16 protein-coding genes are annotated in these 20680 nt (G+C 61.0%); 4 read left to right on the top strand and 12 right to left on the bottom strand.

The genetic code is table 11. From position 1 onward, the window contains the following. Positions 1-18: 18 nt before the first annotated feature. Positions 19-1680 carry an amonabactin biosynthesis (2,3-dihydroxybenzoyl)adenylate synthase AmoE gene (gene amoE / locus AC3WR3_RS01865; protein WP_492290992.1) on the bottom strand — a complete coding sequence of 554 codons (1662 nt, stop codon included), beginning with the start codon at positions 1678-1680 and terminating at the stop codon, positions 19-21. Next, positions 1677-2864 carry an isochorismate synthase gene (locus AC3WR3_RS01860; RefSeq protein WP_492290991.1) on the bottom strand — a complete coding sequence of 396 codons (1188 nt, stop codon included), beginning with the start codon at positions 2862-2864 and terminating at the stop codon, positions 1677-1679. The genes amoE and AC3WR3_RS01860 overlap by 4 nt, the downstream gene beginning before the upstream one ends. A gap of 321 nt (positions 2865-3185) precedes the next feature. Here AC3WR3_RS01860 and AC3WR3_RS01855 point away from each other — a divergent pair, with 321 nt between their 5' ends. Beyond that, positions 3186-3737, top strand: a complete 552-nt coding sequence (locus AC3WR3_RS01855; protein WP_492290990.1) for a lipoprotein — start codon at positions 3186-3188, stop codon at positions 3735-3737. A 138-nt stretch (positions 3738-3875) separates the two neighbouring features. Next, entirely contained in the window at positions 3876-5873 is a 1998-nt protein-coding gene (locus AC3WR3_RS01850) for a hypothetical protein (RefSeq protein WP_492290989.1), read from the top strand. 63 nt (positions 5874-5936) lie between these two features. Here AC3WR3_RS01850 and glgC read toward each other — a convergent pair whose 3' ends face one another. Beyond that, complete coding sequence (gene glgC, locus AC3WR3_RS01845) at positions 5937-7211, bottom strand: glucose-1-phosphate adenylyltransferase (protein WP_025326674.1); 1275 nt, start codon at positions 7209-7211, stop codon at positions 5937-5939. A gap of 187 nt (positions 7212-7398) precedes the next feature. On the opposite strand from glgC, the gene AC3WR3_RS01840 reads away from it, so the two are divergent. Continuing rightward, positions 7399-9039, top strand: coding sequence for an EAL domain-containing protein (locus tag AC3WR3_RS01840; protein ID WP_492290988.1), 1641 nt, complete (start codon positions 7399-7401; stop codon positions 9037-9039). Here the strand turns inward: AC3WR3_RS01840 and AC3WR3_RS01835 are convergent. From AC3WR3_RS01835 to recR, 9 genes are all read right to left on the bottom strand, one after another. Then, the gene (locus tag AC3WR3_RS01835) at positions 9002-9496 is read right to left on the bottom strand and encodes a hypothetical protein (RefSeq protein ID WP_139439436.1); all 495 of its coding nucleotides are present in this window, start codon (positions 9494-9496) and stop codon (positions 9002-9004) included. The genes AC3WR3_RS01840 and AC3WR3_RS01835 overlap by 38 nt on opposite strands. Before the next feature lie 171 nt (positions 9497-9667). Next, positions 9668-10030 (bottom strand): DUF2750 domain-containing protein, encoded by a 363-nt coding sequence (locus AC3WR3_RS01830; protein WP_247626668.1) that lies wholly within the window; start codon positions 10028-10030, stop codon positions 9668-9670. A gap of 114 nt (positions 10031-10144) precedes the next feature. Continuing rightward, complete coding sequence (locus AC3WR3_RS01825; protein WP_492290987.1) at positions 10145-11773, bottom strand: methyl-accepting chemotaxis protein; 1629 nt, start codon at positions 11771-11773, stop codon at positions 10145-10147. Between the two features lie 163 nt (positions 11774-11936). Next, the gene (locus tag AC3WR3_RS01820; protein WP_202045218.1) at positions 11937-13241 is read right to left on the bottom strand and encodes an inosine/guanosine kinase; all 1305 of its coding nucleotides are present in this window, start codon (positions 13239-13241) and stop codon (positions 11937-11939) included. A gap of 185 nt (positions 13242-13426) precedes the next feature. Next, positions 13427-13819 (bottom strand): MAPEG family protein, encoded by a 393-nt coding sequence (locus AC3WR3_RS01815; RefSeq protein WP_492290986.1) that lies wholly within the window; start codon positions 13817-13819, stop codon positions 13427-13429. A gap of 40 nt (positions 13820-13859) precedes the next feature. Continuing rightward, positions 13860-14834: a ferrochelatase gene (gene hemH / locus AC3WR3_RS01810; protein WP_429159144.1), complete on the bottom strand. Its 975-nt coding sequence runs from the start codon at positions 14832-14834 to the stop codon at positions 13860-13862. A gap of 155 nt (positions 14835-14989) precedes the next feature. Then, the gene (gene adk, locus AC3WR3_RS01805) at positions 14990-15634 is read right to left on the bottom strand and encodes an adenylate kinase (RefSeq protein WP_025326667.1); all 645 of its coding nucleotides are present in this window, start codon (positions 15632-15634) and stop codon (positions 14990-14992) included. A gap of 253 nt (positions 15635-15887) precedes the next feature. Then, positions 15888-17801 carry a molecular chaperone HtpG gene (htpG, locus tag AC3WR3_RS01800; RefSeq protein ID WP_492290985.1) on the bottom strand — a complete coding sequence of 638 codons (1914 nt, stop codon included), beginning with the start codon at positions 17799-17801 and terminating at the stop codon, positions 15888-15890. Between the two features lie 281 nt (positions 17802-18082). Then, the gene (recR, locus tag AC3WR3_RS01795) at positions 18083-18682 is read right to left on the bottom strand and encodes a recombination mediator RecR (protein ID WP_025326665.1); all 600 of its coding nucleotides are present in this window, start codon (positions 18680-18682) and stop codon (positions 18083-18085) included. A gap of 770 nt (positions 18683-19452) precedes the next feature. On the opposite strand from recR, the gene AC3WR3_RS01790 reads away from it, so the two are divergent. Next, complete coding sequence (locus AC3WR3_RS01790) at positions 19453-20373, top strand: DUF2971 domain-containing protein (RefSeq protein ID WP_492290984.1); 921 nt, start codon at positions 19453-19455, stop codon at positions 20371-20373. The last annotated feature ends 307 nt before the right edge of the window (positions 20374-20680 follow it).

The following is a 20680-nucleotide window of genomic DNA, read 5'->3' as shown; positions in this document are numbered from 1 at the left end:
CATGATTCCTTGTTAGTTTTATGCTGTTGTCAGGGGATTGCCGGCGGCGATGAGGTGCGCAATGCGCGCCCGCAGCCCCTGCTTGTCAATCTTGCCCACCGCCGTCATGGGCAGGGCGTCCAGGGTTTCGAAACGGTCGGGCAGCTTGAAGTCCGCCACTCCGCGCTCGCGCAGAAACTTGCGCAAGGCCAGCGCCTTGAGACCCGGCTCTGTGGTGACGATAAAGGCGCAGCTCTTCTCCCCCATGGCGCTGTCGGGCATGGAGACCAGGGCCGCATGGGTGATGGCCGGGTGGTGCAGCAGCTGGTTTTCCACCTCTTCCGCCGCGATCTTCTCGCCGCCTCTGTTGATCTGATCCTTCTGCCGCCCGACCACGGTGAGGTAGCCATCGGCATCCTGTACCACCAGGTCGCCGGAGCAGTAGAAGCCCTCGGCATCGAACACCCGGGCGTTGTGGGCCGGGCTCTGGTAGTAACCGCGGAAGGTGTAGGGGCCGCGGGTGTGCAGGGCGCCAGGCTCGCCCGGGGCGACCGGGTTGCCCGCCTCATCGAGGATGCGCACCTCGTCGTCCGGGCTCATGGGGCGGCCCTGGGTGTGAATGACCTTCTCGTCGGGGTCGTCCAGCCGGGTGTAGTTGACCAAGCCTTCAGCCATGCCGAACACCTGCTGCAACCGGCAGCCAAGCAGCGGCCCTATCTTGCTGGCCACCGCCTCCCCCAGCTTGGCGCCGCCCACTTGCAGCAAGTCGAGGCTCTCGAGCTGAGTGCGCGCAGCGGGGTCAGCTTCCGCTGCCTGCAGCCAGAGCGAGACCGCCGGCGGCACCAGCGAGGTGAGATTGACCCGGTGGCGGGCAATCAGCGGGAAACAGCTGATGGGGCTGGGATCTGGCGCCAGCACCACTGTGCCGCCCGCCTCGAATACTCCCAAAGCGCCAGGGGAGCTCAGGGGGAAGTTGTGGGGGGCCGGCAGGGCGCACAGATAGCGGGTATGGGGGCCAAGGCCACAAATTTCGTTGCTGCGGCGCACGCTGTAGAGGTAATCGTCATGGGTGCGGGGGATGAGCTTGGGGGTGCCGGTGCTGCCGCCGGAGAGCTGGAAGAAGGCCACCTCGTCCGCCGGGGTCGGGCCAGATTTCACCGGCTCACTCTCATCTCCCTTCGTCAACCAGTGGGTCAGCCCCAGTTCCCCGCTCTCGCCATCGAGCAGCACCAGTTCGGCGCCTATGGTTGTCAGCAGCTCGCTCTCGCGCCCCTTGCTCGCAAACAGCGGATGGGCGAACGAGCCGATAAAGAGGCGCGGTGTGATCTGCTCGGCATAAGAGAGGAGCTCCAGCCGGTTGTGGCTAAAGAGCGCGTTGACCGGCGCTATGCCGGCCTTGAGCAGGGCGAAGAACACCAGATAGAACTCGGCCACGTTGGGGAGCTGCACCAGCGCGGTGTCCCCCACCTCCAGGCCGTGGCGGGCCAGATTTGCGGCCAGCCGGCTCGAGGCGCCGTCCAGCTCGCCATAGCTGAAGCGGCGCTCGCCGCAGAGGATGGCCTCGGCATCGGGGGCCAGCTCACACTGACGCGCCAGCATGGCGGTCAGGGGCTCGCCGCGCCAGTAACCCTTGGCGCGGTACAGCTCCGCCAACGCGTCGGGCCAGCGGGTATAGGGCAGGAAGCGGTTGGATCGGGTCATTGCGCCACCTCCAAGTCCAGCCCCAGGGCCTTGAGCATGGTCCCCAGCTTGGTGCCGGTCTCGGCCCACTCCATGGCGGGATCCGAGCCCGCGACTATGCCAGCGCCGGCGAACAGCTCCACCTGGTGGCCATCGAGCACGCCGCAGCGGATCACCACGGCCCACTCGCCGTTGCCCTGGCTGTCGCACCAGCCGACGATGCCGCTGAACAGGGCTCGCCGGAAGGGCTCCTGCTCGCGAATGAACTCGCGAGCGAGATCCGTGGGATAGCCGCACAGGGCCGGGGTAGGATGAAGCTGGCAGGCAAGTGACAGCACCGATGCCTCGCCGCCATTGAGCCGCCCGGCGATAGGGGTACCCAGATGCCAAAGGGTATCCGTGCTCATCAGGGAGGGGTGGGAGGGGATCGCCAGCTCGCGGCAGTGAGGCGTCAGCACCCGGCGGATCTCGTCGATCACCAACTTGTGTTCATGCTGATCCTTGCGAGAAGCCAGCAGCTCCCGGGCCACCGCCTCGTCCTGCGCCGGTTCGCTCGCCCGTCTGGCGGAGCCCGCCAGCGGGTGGGTGAACACCTCTCCCCCGCTGACCCGCAGCAGCAGCTCCGGGCTGGCGCCGAGCAGGCGGCGGCCCTGGCCGAGCGGCAGGGAGAAGTGGAAGGCGTGGGGATTCTGGGCCATCAAGCGGGCCAGCACCCGCTTAGGGTCGGCGGGCTGATGCAGGGTAAGGGTGAGCTTGCGCGACAGCACCACCTTGGCGAGCTTGCCTTGGGCGAACGCATCCAGCGCAGCACTCACCGAGGCCTGGAATTCGCCAGACGCCGGGGTGCTCTGCACCGAGATGACACTGTTGGTCTCGGCGGCCTGCTCTGCCACCGCCTCTGTCGCCGGCGCCAACGGGACAGGACGATCGCCCCGCTCATAGTGGCCGGGCACATAGAGGCAGGAGGCTTCCGCCGGGTCGAAGGCAAAGGCGCCGATCAGCAAGGGATTGGCCTGGCCGGCGGCCCTGGCGACAGCCAGCGCGTCGGCAATCTGCTGTTCTAGCAAAGGCCATTCACAGGCGGGGGTGGTGATGGGCTGGCCCAGGTCAGTGGCACTGATCGTGCCCTGACCCGAGGTAAACAAGAACTCAGGCGACATCTTCGCCTCGGCAGGTGCGCCATTTTCCATTACTCGAGTATTCACGTTACACCCTCAAAGAAGATTCAAAATGATAATGATTATCAGTTTGACTTTGTGCGGCGGTAAAATACTCGCTTTGAAATCACGGGGTCAATGGGATTTTGAGTCGATAAAACAGGGGCTTTTCTGTGGATATTGGTGCCATGGCGCCGTGGCGGGCCTGCTGGCGCAGGGATGACAACGCTACTCGAATGAACACGAATTGCCATCCCCATATGGGGGATGCGACAGAAACGGGACGAGGGAGCCCCCACTGGCGGCCGACCCGCTTTGCCCCTAAGATGGCGCCATCCGTTGTTGCCACCCATTTGATGGAACCTTCCCATGTTAAAGCACCTGCTTCTGCTCCCCTTCGCCCTGCTGCTGGCGGCCTGCTCCCTCACCCAGTACAGCGTCAGCGAGGGCGAGATCAACCAGTACCTCAAGGAGCGAGTCGCCTTCGAGAAACAGCTGGGGATCCCCGGCATCATGTCGAGCAAGATCCGCCTGGACGACATGGAGAGTCGCATCGGTCGCAACCAGACCGACCGGGTCGAGCTGGATGCCGCCGGCGATCTGCAGGTCGCAAGCCCCCTTGGCAGCCAGCAGATGAAGATCTGCCTCTCCCTCAGCGCCCGCCCGGACTATGTGGCGGAGCAGGGCGCCATCTACCTGCGTGACCTCGAACTCATCTCGGTCAAGACAGAGCCGGCCGACGTGGGCGCCGCCCTCACCCCGCTGCTGCCCACCTTCAACCAGTCCCTCTCCCTCTTCCTCTCCCAGACCCCCGTCTATCGGCTCGATGGCAGCCGCAAGAACGAGGCGCGTATCAAGGAGAAGGTCGAGGCCCTCAAGGTGGAGCCGGGTCGCCTGGTGATCCCCTTCAAGCTGATGTAACCCCTGCCGCCGCGCCCCCATTCCCGGGGCGCGGTTTTTCGCTTCTAAAGTCCCCTCCCTTGCCTCATAATGCACACCATTCTCATTTAGATTCATGAGAAGCGTCATAATAAAATCAAACATATGGGTGAAAAGGACATGAGAAAGACCGTACTGGTGCAGGCGATCGCCTGTGCACTGCTCAGCAGCGCCGCGCACGCTGCCGTCAAGGTGGAAGACAAGACCTTCAACACCGCCGCCAGCATGCTGGCCTATACCGAATTCGAACTCTCCGGCGAGCCGCTGGCCGAGGCCCTGGGGCTGGATCTGGACGTGCTGGACGCCAACCGCGCCGATGAGCCGACCCCCTTCGACTTCGCCGCCGGCATCGAATCCTACGAGTATTCCGAAGAGGCGATGTACGCCCTCAACTACCAGTCCGGCATGGGTCCGCACCTGGTGAACGGGCCGCAGAACCTGGCCCGTGGCGGCACCCTGGCCGACCTTGGCAAGCGGGTGCTGGCCATGGCCGACGCCGTCGGCTTCCCGGCCGATGAAGTGCCCCAGGGCATGTATCCCCTCTCCCTGCCCTACGCCTCCGCCAATCCGGAGTTCGCCCAGGCGGTGAACGCCGCCCCGGTCAACGGCGATCAGCTCACCATCAAGACCGCCAAGGGCACGGAAAAATCGGTCAAGACCCAGGTGCCTGCCTACTTCCGCGACTACGCCACCCTGCGCTGGAGCGGCAGTGACAACCTGCTGGTACCGGCGGCCGTGGGCGGCATCCTGCTCAAGGAAGTGATGTGGTCCCAGGACTTCCTCGGCGGCATGCACGTGGCCGAGAGCGATGAAGAGGTGGAAGCCGCGTCCGCCACCATGGATCAGGATGGCAAGCACAAGCTCGGCGTCTCCGCCGCCGACGGTTTCAACGGCATGATGCTGACCGAGCAGTCCATCGACAAGCTGGCCATCATGCAGAACCAGCTCGGCTTCGACGGCAAGCAGCTCGGCGCCAAGATCAGCCCCCAGTACGATCCGGCCAAGGGGGTCGTCTACTTCCCCCATCAGGTGAAAGTGACCGAGACCAGCAAGAATGAGGTCGGCGCCATCGGCAAACTGGAAGTGGTGGACGGCTCCGCCCAGCTGCGCGACGCCTGGATGCTGCTGTGGCCGCTCTCCGAGTTCTACGCCTTCAGCGATCAGCGCACGGCCAACACCAACCAGAACCCGGCCTTCCACGCCGTGTTTGACGGCGCCCCCTTCGCCGCCGCCCCGGCCGCCAACAAGGCCAATGATCTGGGCAAGGCGGTGGCGGGCAGCGATGCCTTCTCCCTGGCGCTGAATCTCTCCAACCTGACCTTCAAGAACCTGAGCGCCCTGCACTTCGAGCCCAAGGCCGGTACCCTGGTGGACAGCTGGCAAGGGGGCAAGCAGGACACTCACGTCACCACCTTCGACGCCGCCTACGCCCTGGTCGCCCTGCAGATCTTCCAGCGCGCCCAGGATGCCCTGCCGGTCGGCTACGCCGCCGGTGACAACGGCGAGCTGAACCTCAAGACCAAGCAGGGTCAACAGGCGCTCGAGCTGGTACGCAAGCAGGCTGACTTCATCCTCGGCAAGCTGGTGGGCAAGAACGGCCTGGTCCACGACGGCCTGACCCTGGGCGGGGCGCTGGACGCCGGTCAATCCATGGAGGCGCAATTTGCCGCCATCCGTGGCCTGACCGCCGCCTTCCTGGCCACCTCGGATGCCAAGTACCGCACTGCCGCACGGGATCTCTTCATCGCCACCGACAAGGCCTACTTCAATGCCAAGGCGGGCACCTGGCTGGCGGGCAAGCAGGGTGAATACACCCCCTGGACCCAGGCCGCCATCTCCGGCGCCCTGCGCTCTGCCATGCTGAACCTGCGCAACGAAGGGGCCGAGAAGGCCCCCGAGCTGGAGCTTGCCAAGCTGACCCAGCAGTACGTGAGCTGGTTCCGTGGCACCGTCAACGGCGGCATGCAGATGGCCGAGTGGGTGGGCGACTCCGGCGAGAACGTCATCGACGGCGCCGGTGGTGACACCGACGAAGACGGCGTCCCCCAGGTGACCGCCGCCGGTGGCAAGCACGGCACCGCCATGGTGATGGCCGGCAAGGCCATCGTCAGCGAATAAGTCGGCGATGACCGCATGAAAAAGGGAGCCTCTACGGCTCCCTTTTTGTTGGTCTCGATCTCATCAGGCGAGCTTGGCCAGCATCTCCTTGGTCACCAGCACTATGCCCTGCTCGGAGCGGTAGAAGCGACGGGCATCCTCGTCCGCGTTCTCCCCCACCACCAGGCCATCGGGCAGCTTGCAGCCCTTGTCCACTACCACCCGGCGCAGGCGGCAGCCCGCCCCCACTTCGACCCCGGGGAAGATCACCGCCTGATCCAGGGTGCAGAAGGAGTGCACCCGCACATTGGTGAAGAGCACCGAGTTCAGCACGAAGGAGCCACTGACGATGGAGCCACCCGCGAACATGGAGTTGATGGTCATGCCGTGCTGGCCGTTTCTGTCCTGCACGAACTTGGCGGGAGGCGACATGTTCTGGCTGGTCCAGATGGGCCAGTTCTCGTCATAGATGTCGAGCTCGGGCACCACGGAGGCGAGATCCATGTTCGCCTCCCAGAAGGAGTCCAGGGTCCCCACGTCGCGCCAGTAGGGCTTTTGTCCCTCCTTGGCCCCGACACAGGAGATGGTGAAGGGGTGCGCAAAGGCCTTGCCCTCTCCCACGATGCGCGGGATCACGTCCATGCCGAAGTCGTGCTTGGACTCCTGGTTGTGGATGTCCTCCTCCAGCAGCTGATAGAGGTATTCCGCATCGAAGATGTAGATCCCCATGGAGGCCAGGGAGACCTGGTCATTACCCGGCATGGCGGGCGGGTTGGCCGGTTTCTCCACGAAGGCGCGGATCTTGCGCTGCTCGTCGATGTCCATGACCCCGAAGGCGGACGCCTCCGCGCGCGGCACCTCGATGCAGGCCACCGTCACCTTGGCGCCGAGGCGCACGTGATCCAGCAGCATGGCGGCGTAGTCCATCTTGTAGATGTGATCCCCCGCCAGCACCACTATGTATTTGGGGCCGTAGTCACGAATGATGTCGACGTTCTGGTAGATGGCATCGGCGGTACCGCGATACCAATGCACCTCGTCCACCCGCTGCTGGGCGGGCAGCAGATCGATGAACTCGTTCATCTGATAGCGCAGGAAGGACCAGCCGGATTGCAGGTGGCGCAGCAGGCTGTGGGACTTGTACTGGGTGACCACACCCACCCGGCGAATGCCGGAGTTGATGCAGTTGGAAAGCACGAAATCGATGATGCGGAACTTGCCGCCGAAATGGACGGCAGGCTTGGCGCGATTGTCGGTCAACTGCTTCAGGCGACTACCGCGTCCCCCTGCGAGCACCAAGGCCATACTCTGATTCAATAGTTGCCGTGCTTTGGCTGTGTCTACGGGTTCTAGCAACATATCTACCTCTGCTCTGTTGGGGCTGTTTTCAACCCATCTTCGCTTTTTTTGCGAACTGTGAAAGTGTTTTCACTCACATTTAGTCGCTTTCCGACGGCCCTTTTCATGGAGTTGCGTGAGTACTCAAGCGTTGTGCCGGCGGCTTGGTTAGAATTTCTACATCACGAGCATCATCAAGGATGAAACGATGTTGAAGAAACACGAGGGAAATCTGCTGCTGGTCAGCGCCCTGGTCTGCATTCCCATGCTGTTGCTGCAGGGGCTCTGGCTTGCGCCTCCGGCCTCCCCCCTCACCCTGCTGCTGGTCCTGATGACCACCCTCATCGGTTTTGCCCTGCTGCTCTTTCTCACCCACAGCGTGCGCAAGGGGGAGCGGGAGAGGCAGGAGCAGCGCTGGCTGCTGGCGCTGCAACAACGGGATCCCGCCATGCTGGAGAGTCCGCAGGCACAAACGGCGCTACGCCAGCTGCTTGCCTCCTTCAGTGAAGCCGAACTCGATGCACATCGCCAGATAAGCGAGCTGCAGCAGCAGGCGACCCAGGACGAGATGACGGGCCTGCGCAACCGCCATGCGTTCAGGCGCGATCTCACCGAGCTGCTGCTGCAGGAGACGACCCAGACCGCCATCCTGGTGCTGATCCGCGCCACCGAGCTTGCCCGCCTCAACACCCAGCGCGGCTTCCAGTCCGGGGATGCCTACATCCGGGATATTTCCAACCTCATCAATCTGGTGGTCAACCGCTTTCCCGGGCACCAGGTCTATCGCATCTCGGGCTCTGATTTTGCGGTGCTGCTCCCCTCTGACATCAACATTCCACCCCATTTGCTGGGGCAGGAGTTCAAGCGGGCCTTCGATCATTATCATCGGGAGCGGGAACTGGAAAACGTGGCCTACACAGGGCTGACCCAGCTCTCCCGCGCGCAGAATATCGAGGCTATCCTGGCCCGCGCCGATCTCGCCCTGGCACGGGCCCAGACTGAAACCATCAACGGCTGGGCCATCCAGCAGCATGATCACTCCAGCAACCTCCATGGCCAGCAGCACTGGAAGAGAGTGCTGGAGGATCTGCTGTCGCAGCCGGATTGCATCACGCTCTACAGCCAGCCGGTGCAGTCGTTCAATCGGGACATGGTGCCCTACCAGGACATCTCTGCCCGTTTCAGCAATCGAGAGGGCATACAGCTCCCCACAGACACGCTCTTTGCCATGGCGCAGCGACTGGAAATGCTGATGCGGCTGGAGCAGATGCTGATCACCCATGTCATGCGCCAGTATCGCGCCTTCGACCAGCAGCCCCACCGCTGGGGGATCAACCTCTCCAGCTGCCTGTTGCAGAACAGCGCCTTTTTGATCTGGTTTGATCACCAGCTGCAAAAGGATGCGAACATCAGCGCCAATCTGGTCTTTGCCCTGGATGAAGAGCACCTGAAACACAACATGGTCGGTGGAAAGCGGCTGTTTGAACTGCTCAGGCGCCATGGCAGTCGCTCCACCATTCGCAACTTTGGCAAGGGGATGGACTCCTTCACCCTGCTTCATGAGCTGAGGCCGGATTATGTGAAGCTGGATCCGCTGCTGCTTGGCACCCTGGAACGGGACATCGCCAACCAGCAGTTCGTGCGGATGATAGTCGACGTCTCCCATCGCATGGGCTGTCTGGTGATAGCGGAAGGGGTGGAGGAGCTCGGTCAGAAGCAGTTGTTGGAAGGCATGTATGTAGACGGATTGCAGGGGTATCTGATCGCACGGCCCCAGGAGCTGAGGCCCGACATTCCCCATCCGGGGATCTTCACTGGGGACGTTTCAACTTCAGCAAGGTCAGAATGATGTCATTGAGCTGGCGATAGCGCTCCAGCTCCTTCTGATCGTAACGGGTCGCCAGCATGGTCGGGTTGTGACGGTTCTTGAGGTAGCGGTTGATCTGCAGGCGATTGAAGCCGGCCACCTTGTAGACCTGTCCCAGCAGAGCATTGAGCTCTTCATCATCCAGCCCGGCCCGGGCCAGATAGTCCTCCTGGGACGGGCTCTCCAGCTGGCAGCTCTGCTTGTCGAGATGGCCGCTCTCCTGCAGGTAGGCGAGCCACTGCTCCACATAGAGCGGCTTGCAACCGGCCAGCAGATCGAAATAACCCACCGCATCGCAGCGGCAGCCGGTCAGCAGCACCAGGGCCAGGGCGTCGCTGTCGCACTGGAAGGTCACGGGACCGCTCTGGCCCCAGTCCAGCGCCTGCACCCGGATCCGGGCCCGCGCGCCCGCCGCTGTGGTCACGTCAAAGACAAACATGGCACCTCCCGATCGGCAAAGGGTTGATGATGACCCATCTCGGCGACGGGTGCAAAGCCAAATCGCCTGCCCAGCTTGGCGCCCTGCCGGCCATAAAAAAACCGACGGCCTCGCAGCCGTCGGTTCTGGTCTAGGCGATGGCCCGCGTCGGGGCCATCAGTGCAGCACGGTTCAGGCGTCCAGCTCAACCAGCGCCTTGGCCAGCTCGATGGGCTCGAGCTCCTGGCCTTCCAGATCGGCGTTCCAGTTCGGGCCGACCAGCACATCGTCTTCGTCCAGATCGTTGACCCAGATGTCGAGGAACTCTTCCAGCTCGATCACTTCCGGCTCGTAGTCCGCCCACTCGTCCACGCAGTGCAGACGGGCATCGCCCTCGGCAGACCAGAGCGGCATGACGTCGGCATCTTCGAACTCGGCGGAGCGGCACACCACCCAGTCTTCACCGTAACGCAGACCCCACACCTGACCCGACTCGCGGACTTCTTCGATGAACAGCTGGAAATTGGCGTCAAGATTGTCAGTTAGTTTGCTCATGGGGGTCTCTCTCTTGCAGGCGGTCGGCCAACGCTGGCCAATAATGGGGCTGATGGTGTCCCAAAAGCCCCCCAGACTCAAGCCTTATCCCCAAAAAGGCGGGGATAAGCGCCATCAGGTACGATATTGGGCGACCAGGGCCCCCAACTCATCGCAGGAGAGCGCCAGCTGGCTTGCCGCCTGCTCGGTCAACCGGTTCTGGGCCAGGGCATCCGCCGCCAGCTCGGTGATGGCCACCAGCCGCTGGTTGATCTCCTCGGCTGCCCGGCTCTGCTCGGCGGCGGCGGTGGCGATCTGGCTGTTCATCGCATTGATGGTGTGCACGGATCCATCGATGGCATGAATGGCGCCGTCGGCGTCACCGGCCCGGTCCGCGGTCGAGCGGGAGAGTTGCTGCAACTGGGTGATGCCGCTGACCACCCGGCCCGCCCCCTCCTGCAGCCGCTGGATCATCTGCCGGATCTCGTCGGTGGAGCTGTGGGTGCGGGTCGCCAGAGTGCGCACCTCGTCGGCCACCACCGCAAAGCCGCGCCCCTGCTCCCCGGCCCGGGCCGCCTCGATGGCGGCGTTGAGGGCCAGCAGGTTGGTCTGCTCCGCCACCCCCCGGATCACGTCGAGCACCGAGCCAATCTGCTGGGTCTCCTGCTCGAGCCGACTCACCGCCTGCACCGTCTCCACCATCTCGTCCGCCAGCTGGCTGATGGTCTCCCGGGTCTGGGCCACCACCTGGCGCCCGTGCCGGGCGAGGTTGAGCGCGGAGTCCGCCGCCTCTGCGGCCTGGGCCGCGTGCTGACCCACCTCCCGGCTGCTCACCGTCATCTGCTCCATGGCGCTGGCCACCCGCAGGGTGTCCTGCTCCTGGCCGGTGACGATGGCGCCTGTCCGATCGACGACCTGGGCCAGCTGGTGCGCCTGCTCCCGGTTCTGGGCCGTGATCTGCTGGCTGCGCCCCACCAGCTGCGCCATCTGGCCGGCGAAGAGGTTGAAGTTGACAGAGAGCTGGCTCAGCTCGTCCCGGCCCGACTCCGGCAGCCGAAAACGCAGATCCCCCTCCCCCCTGGCGATGTTGCCGAGGGCCGATACCGACTGGGAGAGGGGCACCACTATGCTGCGCACTATGAGTCCGACCACGGCAAACAGCAGGAGGGCCAGCACCAGGCCGACCCCGAGCAGGGTGCGCAGCACCTCCTGATACTGGGCTTCGACGTCGTCCACATAGACGCCGGTGCCGATGATCCAGTCCCAGGGGGCGAAGCGCTTGATGTAGGAGATCTTGCGCACCGGCTCCTCCACCCCGGGCTTGGGCCAGTAGTAGGCCACCTCCCCGGCCCCCTGCGACCGCGCCAGATCGGCGAAGGCCACGAACAGCCTGAGCCCCTGCTTGTCCTCCACCCCGGAGAGATCCTTGCCGTCCAGCTCGGGTTTCATGGGGTGCATCACCATGGTGGGGTGGCTGTCGTTGATCCAGAAGTAGTCATCGGCGCCATAGCGCAGCCCCTTGATCAGCGCGAGAGCCTCGGCCTTGGCGCTCGCCTCGTCGAGCTCTCCCTTGCGCACCCTGGCCTCCAGCCCCGCCACCAGGCTGTAGGCGGTGTCCACCTGGGCCCGGGTCTGGCGGCTCTTCTCCCCCATCAGCCCCTGATGATAGATCTGCAGGCAGAAGAACAGCAGCAGTCCCAGCAGCGCCAGCACCATCAGGGTCACCAGCGACAGGCGCCGACCGATACTCCATTGTCTCAACATACCCCAGCCCCGCAGCAGCTACATATCCTTAACACAAGGTATGCCGCCACGGCGCGCCCTGTCCACGATGTCAGCAAAAGCAGTGCCAAAAACATGATCCAGCCCCAAAAACAAGAAAGGGTGCCCAGTGGCACCCTTTCTTGTTGTCGACCGGATGACGGGATCACCGCTCCCAGTACACCTCTTCCAGGCTGTCTTCCTTCTCCGGCAGGCCGCGGGAGAGACGCGGGCTGCTCTGGGCCAGCACCTCGTAGCTCACCCGGTTGGCGTACTTGCACACCTGGGCCAGGGAGGAGTAGGTGAGGAACTCGGAGAGGTGCTTGGCGGAGTTCGGCACATTCATGCGGTGATAGGCGTTGGCCACCATGTCGTGCAGCACGGCGGACAGGGCACCGTCCCCGGCGCCATTGGTGTTCTTGATCTTCTCCGGGCCGCCCATGTAGGGGGAGATATGGGAGTAGATCCGCGCCGGCTTGCGGCACTTGTCCCGGGCCATGGGGCGGCTGAACTCATACATGTTGAACTCGGGGATGACACCGGGCAGCAGAGTATGGGTGGTCTCGCGCTTGTAATCCTCGTCGGTGTAGCTCGCCATGTAGAGGCCGATGGGACCGGCGGTGCAGAGCACCATGTCGGCCCAGTCCAGCGCCTTGTCGGCGGCGCCGAGCGGGTCTTTGATCCCGGTCAGGGCCTCGGCTTCGTCCTCGTTCATGGCGAGCACGGTCACGTTCTCGCTGATGAAGTCACGCCACCACTGGGGGTTCTCGTCGATGACGAAACGGGTGCCCAGGGTCAGCACCACGGGCACACCGGCCTCGCGGGCATAACGGACGGCAGCCATGGCGGCCTCCTTCATGGGGGTGCCGTCGGCGCCGCGCACCAGGTAGGCGGTGATCACCAGGGCGGAGGAGTCCTTGATGATGGCCTCCGGGATGTGCGCCACGTCCAGGTGGTCCATCTTGCCGGCGTTGATGCCGAAGCTGCGCTCGCCCCCTTCGGTGATAAAGGTGAAGCAGCGACCGACCGGGCCGTCCACCGGCTGCAGGTAGTCGAGGTTGACCCGGGACGAGGTGTTGCACAGATAACGGTAGGCGTAGCTGCCGATGCGGATGTCCTGGCTCATCACCCCGAGCAGGATGGAGTGGGAATCCGCCAGCACAGAGTAGTTGTGCATGGTGTTGCCTATGGTGCCGCCGGCAAATTCGCTCACCACCATGTTGTTGGCCTTGAGCTCTTCATAGACCCGCTCGGCCACGTCGTCGGAGATGAGCATGGAGTGGCCCTTGCTCAGGCCGTACCGGTTCAGGAAGTCCTCGTCCACATGGGCTTCAATATCCACCAGAGTCTGATCTATGCCCACCACATAGGCCTTGCCCAGTTCGGTGAGCTGGGGATTTTGCGGGATCAGGGGATCACGCCTGTCGACCGGGAAGTAGTGTTTGGACTTGCGCTGACCGGGAAATTTCATGGCAATCTTCTGTGCTCTGGGGGAAAGAGGGGCGGGATTTTAACACAATCCACCCCGCCGAAAAGTCGCACGATTAAATTTTGAGGTCAGTATAGGCAAGGGTTTGCGAGGAAAACGTTTGATCTTTCCCCATCAAAAAACCACCTCGCGGTGAGGTGGTTTTTCGCACTCAAGTGGCCCGGGCCTCAGCCGAATGACAGCCCCTGCACCAGCGCCAGCACCGAGAAGAGCCCCAGGGCCAGCCAGAAGAACAGGGTGCCGAAGAGCCGTGGCTTGTTCGGCGCCTCTGGCAACTGGATGCCGATGGCGTGCAGGACGCGTCCCACCAGCAGCAGCAACCCACCCAGGTGCAGCCAGAGCGCCCCGACCCCGGCCAGCTCGCACAGGGCCATCAGCAGGAGGGTGAGCGGCACGTACTCGGCGAAGTTGCCGTGGGCACGGATCGCCGCCAGCATTTCGGGCGCGTCCCCCGCACCTATCTTCACCCTGAACTGGCGCCGGCGCTTGACCACCCAGAACGAGAGCAGCAGGAACAGGAGCCCCAAGAGGCCTGCGTAGATCAGCGTGATATGCATCATGAAGACAATCCTTATCGTTTAACGTTGAAATCCCAGTCGATCACGCCAGCTCGCGGCAGATCAGCGACACCATCATGCGGATGTGGGCCTGATCGCTGTTGAGGGCCGGTATGTAGTGGAACTGCTCTCCCCCCGCGTCCATGAAGACGGCGCGGTTCTCGACCTGGATCTCCTCCAGGGTCTCGAGGCAATCCGCCGAGAAGGCCGGGCAGATCACATCGAGCCGCTTGACCCCTTGTTCCGCCAGCTGGGCTATGGTGACGTCGGTATAGGGCTTGAGCCACTCCTGCTTGCCAAAGCGGGACTGGAAGCTGGCACTCCACTGCTCGGGGGCTAGGCCCAGCGCCTCCGCCAGCAGGGCGGCGGTGCGGCGACACTGGTGACCGTAAGGATCCCCCTCGTCCTCGCTGCGCTGGGGAATGCCGTGGAAGGACATCAGCAGGTGCTCACCCTGGCCCTGCTGCTCCCACTGGCGGCGCACGCTCATGGCCAGCGCCTGAATGTACTCAGGGTGGTTGTGGTAGTCGCGGATCAGGCGCATCACCGGCAGGTGGCGCTCCTTCTTCATCACCCGGGCCCAGCCGTCGAACACGGCGGCCGTGGTGCTGGCGGCATACTGCGGATAGAGCGGCAGCAGTATCACCCGATTGACCCCCTGGGCCTTGAGCGCCTGCCAGCCCTCGTCGAGGGAGGGCGAGCCATAGGTCATGGCCAGCACCACGGGCACATCGACCCCCTCCCGCTTGAGCTCCTGCTCCAGCGCCGCCCGCTGCCGCTGGCTGATGGCCATCAGGGGCGAGCCCTGCTCGGTCCAGACCTGTTGATAGAGCTTGGCGACCCTGGGGGCCCGAAACGGCAGTATGGCGAAGGTCAGCAGCGGGGCCCACAGCAGGCGAGGTATCTCGACCACCCTGGGGTCCTGCAGGAACTGACTGAGAAAGGCCTTGACGGCCGCCGAGGTTGGCGCCGCTGGGGTCCCAAGATTGACGAGCAAGATCCCGGTTTTCGTGGTCACGTTAGCGTCCTGTCGTGGGGTGTTTGTCGTGCTTGTGATAATGCAAGAAAGGGCCCTGTATGGACCCTTGTCTCAATGTCGTTGCCCCGCGATTGCCCCCTGGCGTGGCAAGAGGATTGCCAGCACGCCGGGCAATGCCGGTGGCAAGACCAGATTTAGCCGAGGATCGCCGCCAGCTGCTGGCTGACCTGATCCACCGGCTGGGTGCCGTCGATCTTGACGTAACGGGTGTTACCCGCTTCCGCTTCCTTGCCGTAGAAGCCGATGAGCGGCGCGGTCTGCTGATGGTAGACATCCAGACGCTTGCGCACCGTGGTCTCTTCGTCGTCGGCACGGATCACCAGATCCTCGCCGGTCACGTCATCCTTGCCTTCCACTTTCGGCGGGTTGAACACCACGTGGTAGGTACGGCCAGAGCCGGAGTGCACGCGGCGGCCGCTCATGCGCTTGACGATCTCTTCGTCCGGCACGTCGAACTCCAGCACGAAGTCCACCACCACACCGGCATCCTTCATGGCTTGCGCCTGGGGAATGGTGCGGGGGAAGCCGTCCAGCAGGAAGCCGTTGGCGCAATCCGGTTGCGCAATACGTTCTTTGACCAGGCCGATGATGATGTCGTCGGAGACGAGCTGACCTGCGTCCATCACGGCCTTGGCCTTGAGGCCCAGCTCGGTGCCCGCCTTGATCGCCGCACGCAGCATGTCGCCGGTAGAGATCTGCGGAATACCGTGTTTTTCCATGATGAACTGAGCCTGGGTACCCTTGCCGGCACCCGGTGCTCCCAACAGAACAATGCGCATACACGCTCCTAATTGATTGGTTATTCAATTCTTGAGAAGGCAAAAAACTACACGTTTTCGCCCGTATTAACAAGCTCGCCCCGTGTGAGTGGCCAGATTATCACCACTCCCTGGCGCCGTCTCTGCGACCAAAGACGCAGGCCCCTGATACCAAAAATGATTGAAAATGCAGCAGCCACCAGGGCGACCAACGCCGCCCCGGGGGCGGCGTCGACCAAAAAAAAGCCCACTGCTTTGCAGTGGGCCAATGACATCACGCCTGGAGTAGCAGACGGTTGATACGGGAGACGAAGCTCGCCGGATCATTGAGCCCGCCCTGCTCCGCCAGCTGGGCCTGCTCGTGCAAGAGGGCGACCCACTCGCCGAACAGCGCCTCGTCTTCGATGGCGCCCAACTTCTTCACCAGGGCGTGGTCGGGGTTGAGCTCCAGGATGTACTTCTGCTCCGGCACCGGCTGACCGGCGGCGCGCATCAGCTTGATCATCTGGGTGCTCATGCCGTGGTCGTCGGTGACGATGCAGGAGGGGGAGTCGGTCAGGCGGTGGGTGACACGCACCTCTTTCACCGCATCGGCCAGACTCTGCTTGACCCGCGCCACCAGACCGGCGTTGGCCTTTTCAGCCTCCTCCTGGGCCTGCTTGGACGCCTCGTCCTCCAGCTCGCCGAGATCCAGCTCGCCACGGGTGACGGAGACCAGCTGCTTGCCGTCGAACTCGGTGAGGTGGCTCATCAGCCACTCGTCGACCCGCTCCCACATCAGCAGCACTTCGACCCCCTTCTTGCGGAAGATCTCCAGATGCGGGCTGTTCTTGGCCGCGGCATAGGAGTCGGCGGTGATGTAGTAGATCTTCTGCTGGCCTTCCTTCATGCGGCCAACGTAATCCTCTAGAGAGACTGTCTGGGCCTCGCCCTCGCCCGCGGTGCTGGCAAAGCGCAAGAGCTTCGCGATCTCTTCGCGGTTGGCGTAATCCTCGGCCGGGCCCTCTTTGAGCACATTGCCGAACTCGCTCCAGAACTTGGCGTACTTCTCGCTATCGTCCTTGGCCAGCTTGTTCAGCATGGTCAGCACCCGCTTGGAGCAGGCCTTGCGCAGGGAGGCGGTCACCTTGTTGTCCTGCAAGATTTCACGGCTGACGTTGAGCGGCAGATCGTTGGAGTCCAGCACCCCTTTCACAAACCGCAGGTAGGTCGGCATAAACTGCTCGGCGTCATCCATGATGAAGACGCGCTGCACGTAGAGCTTGAGACCGTGCTTCTGCTCGCGGTTGTAGAGATCGAACGGCGCACGGGCCGGGATGTAGAGCAGGCTGGTGTACTCCTGCGCCCCTTCCACCCGGTTGTGGCCCCACAGCAGGGGATCTTCGAAGTCGTGGGCGACGTGCTTGTAGAACTCCTGATACTCCTCGTCCTTGATGTCCTTCGGGTTGCGGGTCCAGAGCGCGGTGGCGCGGTTGACCTGCTCCCACTCGCCGGGGGTGCCGACTATGGTCTCACCGTCTTCTTCGCGATCCGGAGTGCCCTCCTTGTACATCTCCACCGGCACGCTGATGTGATCGGAGTATTTGGCAACCACGGCGCGCAGGCGCCAGTCGTCCAGGAACTCCTCTTCATCGCTGCGCAGGTGCAGGATGACGTCGGTGCCGCGACCCTCTTTGGTCACGTCAGCCACGGTGAAGGAGCCTTCCCCTTCGGATTCCCACTGCACGCCCTGGCCCGGCTCTGTGCCGGCGGCGCGGGAGATGACGGTCACCTTGTCGGCGACGATGAAGGCGGAGTAGAAGCCCACCCCGAACTGACCGATCAGCTGGGAGTCCTTGCCCTGATCACCGGAGAGGTGCTTGAAGAACTCGGCGGTACCGGACTTCGCTATGGTGCCCAGGTGCTCAATCACCTGGTCCCGGGTCATGCCGATGCCGTTGTCCGAGATGGTCAGGGTCTTGTTCTCTTTGTCCACCACCAGGCGCACGCGCAGCTGGCCGTCGTTTTCGAACAAAGAGGCATCGGAAAGCGCCTTGAAGCGCAGCTTGTCCGCCGCATCGGATGCGTTGGAGATCAGCTCGCGCAGGAATACTTCTTTGTTGGAGTAGAGGCTGTGAGCCATCAGGCTCAGCAGTTGTTTGACTTCAGTCTGAAAGCCGTGGGTTTCGGCGTGAACACTTTGGGTCATCGACCAGTCCTCAAAACGTCGGGTTGAACAGATTCCCAACCTAGATGGGGCTGGCCTTTCAAATATCAAGGGGCCAGTGTGCAAACTTGCACACTGGCCCCTTGTTGCGGGCTCGGGTGGCCACATTTTGTACTACCCGGCCAAACCTGTTGATGGGCCGTCGCGAGAAGCCGTCAGCAAGGTGAAGAGCAGCGCAGGAACCGGAGTTTATAGGCATAAATGAGGATTCCGAGCAGCACATGAGCCTTGATCACGGTTTCGCAGCAGGCACATAAGCAGGTTTAGATGCGCTGACGCCCCATCAGGGAGTGGGAGAGCGTAGTGCCATCCACCAGCTCCAGCTCGCCCCCCACCGGTACCCCGTGGGCGATGCGGCTCACCTCCACCCCGGCGGCGCGGGCCATATCGGCGATGTACCAGGCGGTGGCATCCCCCTCTATGGTGGGATTGGTGGCGAGGATCAGCTCCTTGATGTGCTCATCCTTCAGGCGGCGCTCCAGGATCTCCAGCCCCAGCTCCTCCGGGCCTATGCCGTCCAGCGGCGACAGATGGCCCATCAGCACGAAGTAGCGGCCGGAGAACTGGCCGGTCTGCTCGATGGCCGCCACATCTGCCGGGCTCTCCACCACGCAGAGCAGACCATTCTCCTCGCGCTTGGGATTGGCGCAGATCTCGCAGCGATCGTTCTCGGTGAAGGTGCGGCAGTGGCTACAATGACCAATTTCGGTCAGCGCCCGATTGAGCAGGGAGGCCAGACGCAGGCCGCCGCTGCGCTCGCGCTCCAGCAGGGTGAACGCCATGCGCTGGGCCGACTTGGGGCCCACGCCCGGCAAGACCTGCAGCGCCTTCATCATCTCATCGAGCAGGGGACTGAATTTCATGGGGATATCCTTTAAAGCCGCGCCGAAGGGAGGCGTCGGCCCGCTTGCCTGACGCGGCGCCGACTCCTCCATCCGAACCTATCTTGTTGGCGCAGGACTATACCCGAGCCGACCCCGGGCGCCAATGGCCGATCCCGCCACAGAGCCTGACGGCCCAACATCACCCCGGTCAGGGCACTGCACTGAGCGGCAACCTCCCCTATCCCCACACAACCCAGATCACACCATGATTGCCAAACCAATTCCCGGCAAACCGGGGAAACCGGGAAGCCCTCCCATATTGCCCCAACTCACTCCTCACCAGCCTCCAGACAAGCCAGCACGGCCAGAAACCATGCCCATATTGTTTGGTTTTTCTATTCGATAGCCAGTTATCGTTTAACAAAACCAAACAATAAATGCCCTCTTGAGGTCCCGATTTATGACGTTGCGCCGGTTTTCAACCGCTCCCCCTTCTGTTTTTTCACCGACCGATTAGTATGACTCACGCGACAACCAGCTCCGTTGAGGTCGTTTTTATGGAACAGATAGAGAAAATATCGCAGGTTAATCGCAGCAAGCTGGAGATGTAACTCTAGTGCGGTAGCCTTTGCGATAAAGATCAAAAGAATATTTACTCTCGACGTTTATAGAAAGTTTTCATTGTGCAGACACTTGTCTGATCCATTTAATTCTGCAACTATTTTATCTTTAAATTGTTACATTGACAGTAGTTATAAACCACTTATTTAATAGAAACTATCCCCATTATTAATTGAGATATATATTTAATGCTATATAAATATTATTCCTCCCTACCTGAAAGCTATCTTTTTAACCCAACATTAAAACTAGCTATTCCATCCAAATTAAATGATCCCTTTGAAAACACAGTCCCTAATAGGGTACGAATAAAACACATAGAAGAAATGCTGAAAATAAATAAAATTGAGGATGATATTTGTCATGACTACATAAAACTAATGAACTCTTTCCTAATAAGTGGTGTATCCTCGAGCGGTATAATTTCCATGAGTGAAACGCCAACAGACATATTAATGTGGTCTCATTATGCAAATAGCCATACTGGCTTAGTTATTGGTTACAAAACAGATGTACTATCACATCTTCATAACCCATATGGTATTGATGCATGTTTTTTCAACACGCCACAAATAGTTAATTATGACAACGTCCGCTTTCAGCACATAAACAACACTTCATCACTTATGGATAGGAATGCTATTATAAAGTCTCTTTTAACAACTAAAAGTAATCATTGGCGTTATGAAAAAGAACATAGGTTTATAATTCCGCTAGGTTGTGCCAATTTCTGCAGACCTATTAACAAGCTAAAAACTGAAACTATAAGACAGCTTGAGACACTATGGAAACTAAAATACAATAAAGAATTTACGTGGTTTGAAACACAATGGGAACGCACTATAGGAAATAATGATGGGGATATTGATAACCATCCCTTTATATTTAATGAGGAGGCAGAAAGATTTTTAGTTAAAAATAATTTTGATGCTTTTATACGGATCAATCCAGCCTCAATAAACTCAGTTTTTTTTGGAGCTAAATTCGAAGATGATAAAAGAAAAAAGATTAAGGATATAATATCAAAAAACCCACGCCTTAGACATATCGATATGTATGAATGTAGCATTAGCCCTGATAATTTCGAACTAGATGTATATAAGATATAAAACAATCACTTACTCTTATATACTTCCATAATAAACATCCAGTTATAATTTAATATATTAAAGATATGAGGTTGTTAAAAACACAGTGCACTATACCTCTGGCTTAACGATTGGTGAAATTCACTTCGTGCGTTGCACTATACTTATTTCCTGAGCTTTTTGTAGTAAATAAAGACTCCATTGCCACCCAAGCCTTCCCTCTCTGTCGCCCCTGCCGATAAATTATTGGTCAACATTTTATCGCCTGTTTTTCAACCCGTTTGATGGAAAAGACTGGCTAAAAATGACTGCTTAGCTAAAACAAACA

Source organism: Aeromonas sp. EU05-FHT14A05, from assembly GCF_058791175.1.
Note: the sequence above shows the minus strand (reverse complement) of the source record. Positions and strands in the feature narration are given on the sequence as shown.

Excerpts from the sequence above, each read along its gene's own strand:
- amoE (WP_492290992.1), bottom strand. The coding sequence starts at position 1,680 with ATGACCCGATCCAACCGCTTCCTGCCCTATACCCGCTGGCCCGACGCG.
- AC3WR3_RS01855 (WP_492290990.1), top strand. The coding sequence starts at position 3,186 with ATGTTAAAGCACCTGCTTCTGCTCCCCTTCGCCCTGCTGCTGGCGGCC.
- AC3WR3_RS01850 (WP_492290989.1), top strand. The coding sequence starts at position 3,876 with ATGAGAAAGACCGTACTGGTGCAGGCGATCGCCTGTGCACTGCTCAGC.
- glgC (WP_025326674.1), bottom strand. The coding sequence starts at position 7,211 with ATGTTGCTAGAACCCGTAGACACAGCCAAAGCACGGCAACTATTGAAT.
- AC3WR3_RS01840 (WP_492290988.1), top strand. The coding sequence starts at position 7,399 with ATGTTGAAGAAACACGAGGGAAATCTGCTGCTGGTCAGCGCCCTGGTC.
- AC3WR3_RS01835 (WP_139439436.1), bottom strand. The coding sequence starts at position 9,496 with ATGTTTGTCTTTGACGTGACCACAGCGGCGGGCGCGCGGGCCCGGATC.
- AC3WR3_RS01830 (WP_247626668.1), bottom strand. The coding sequence starts at position 10,030 with ATGAGCAAACTAACTGACAATCTTGACGCCAATTTCCAGCTGTTCATC.
- AC3WR3_RS01825 (WP_492290987.1), bottom strand. The coding sequence starts at position 11,773 with ATGTTGAGACAATGGAGTATCGGTCGGCGCCTGTCGCTGGTGACCCTG.
- AC3WR3_RS01820 (WP_202045218.1), bottom strand. The coding sequence starts at position 13,241 with ATGAAATTTCCCGGTCAGCGCAAGTCCAAACACTACTTCCCGGTCGAC.
- AC3WR3_RS01815 (WP_492290986.1), bottom strand. The coding sequence starts at position 13,819 with ATGATGCATATCACGCTGATCTACGCAGGCCTCTTGGGGCTCCTGTTC.
- adk (WP_025326667.1), bottom strand. The coding sequence starts at position 15,634 with ATGCGCATTGTTCTGTTGGGAGCACCGGGTGCCGGCAAGGGTACCCAG.
- htpG (WP_492290985.1), bottom strand. The coding sequence starts at position 17,801 with ATGACCCAAAGTGTTCACGCCGAAACCCACGGCTTTCAGACTGAAGTC.
- recR (WP_025326665.1), bottom strand. The coding sequence starts at position 18,682 with ATGAAATTCAGTCCCCTGCTCGATGAGATGATGAAGGCGCTGCAGGTC.
- AC3WR3_RS01790 (WP_492290984.1), top strand. The coding sequence starts at position 19,453 with ATGCTATATAAATATTATTCCTCCCTACCTGAAAGCTATCTTTTTAAC.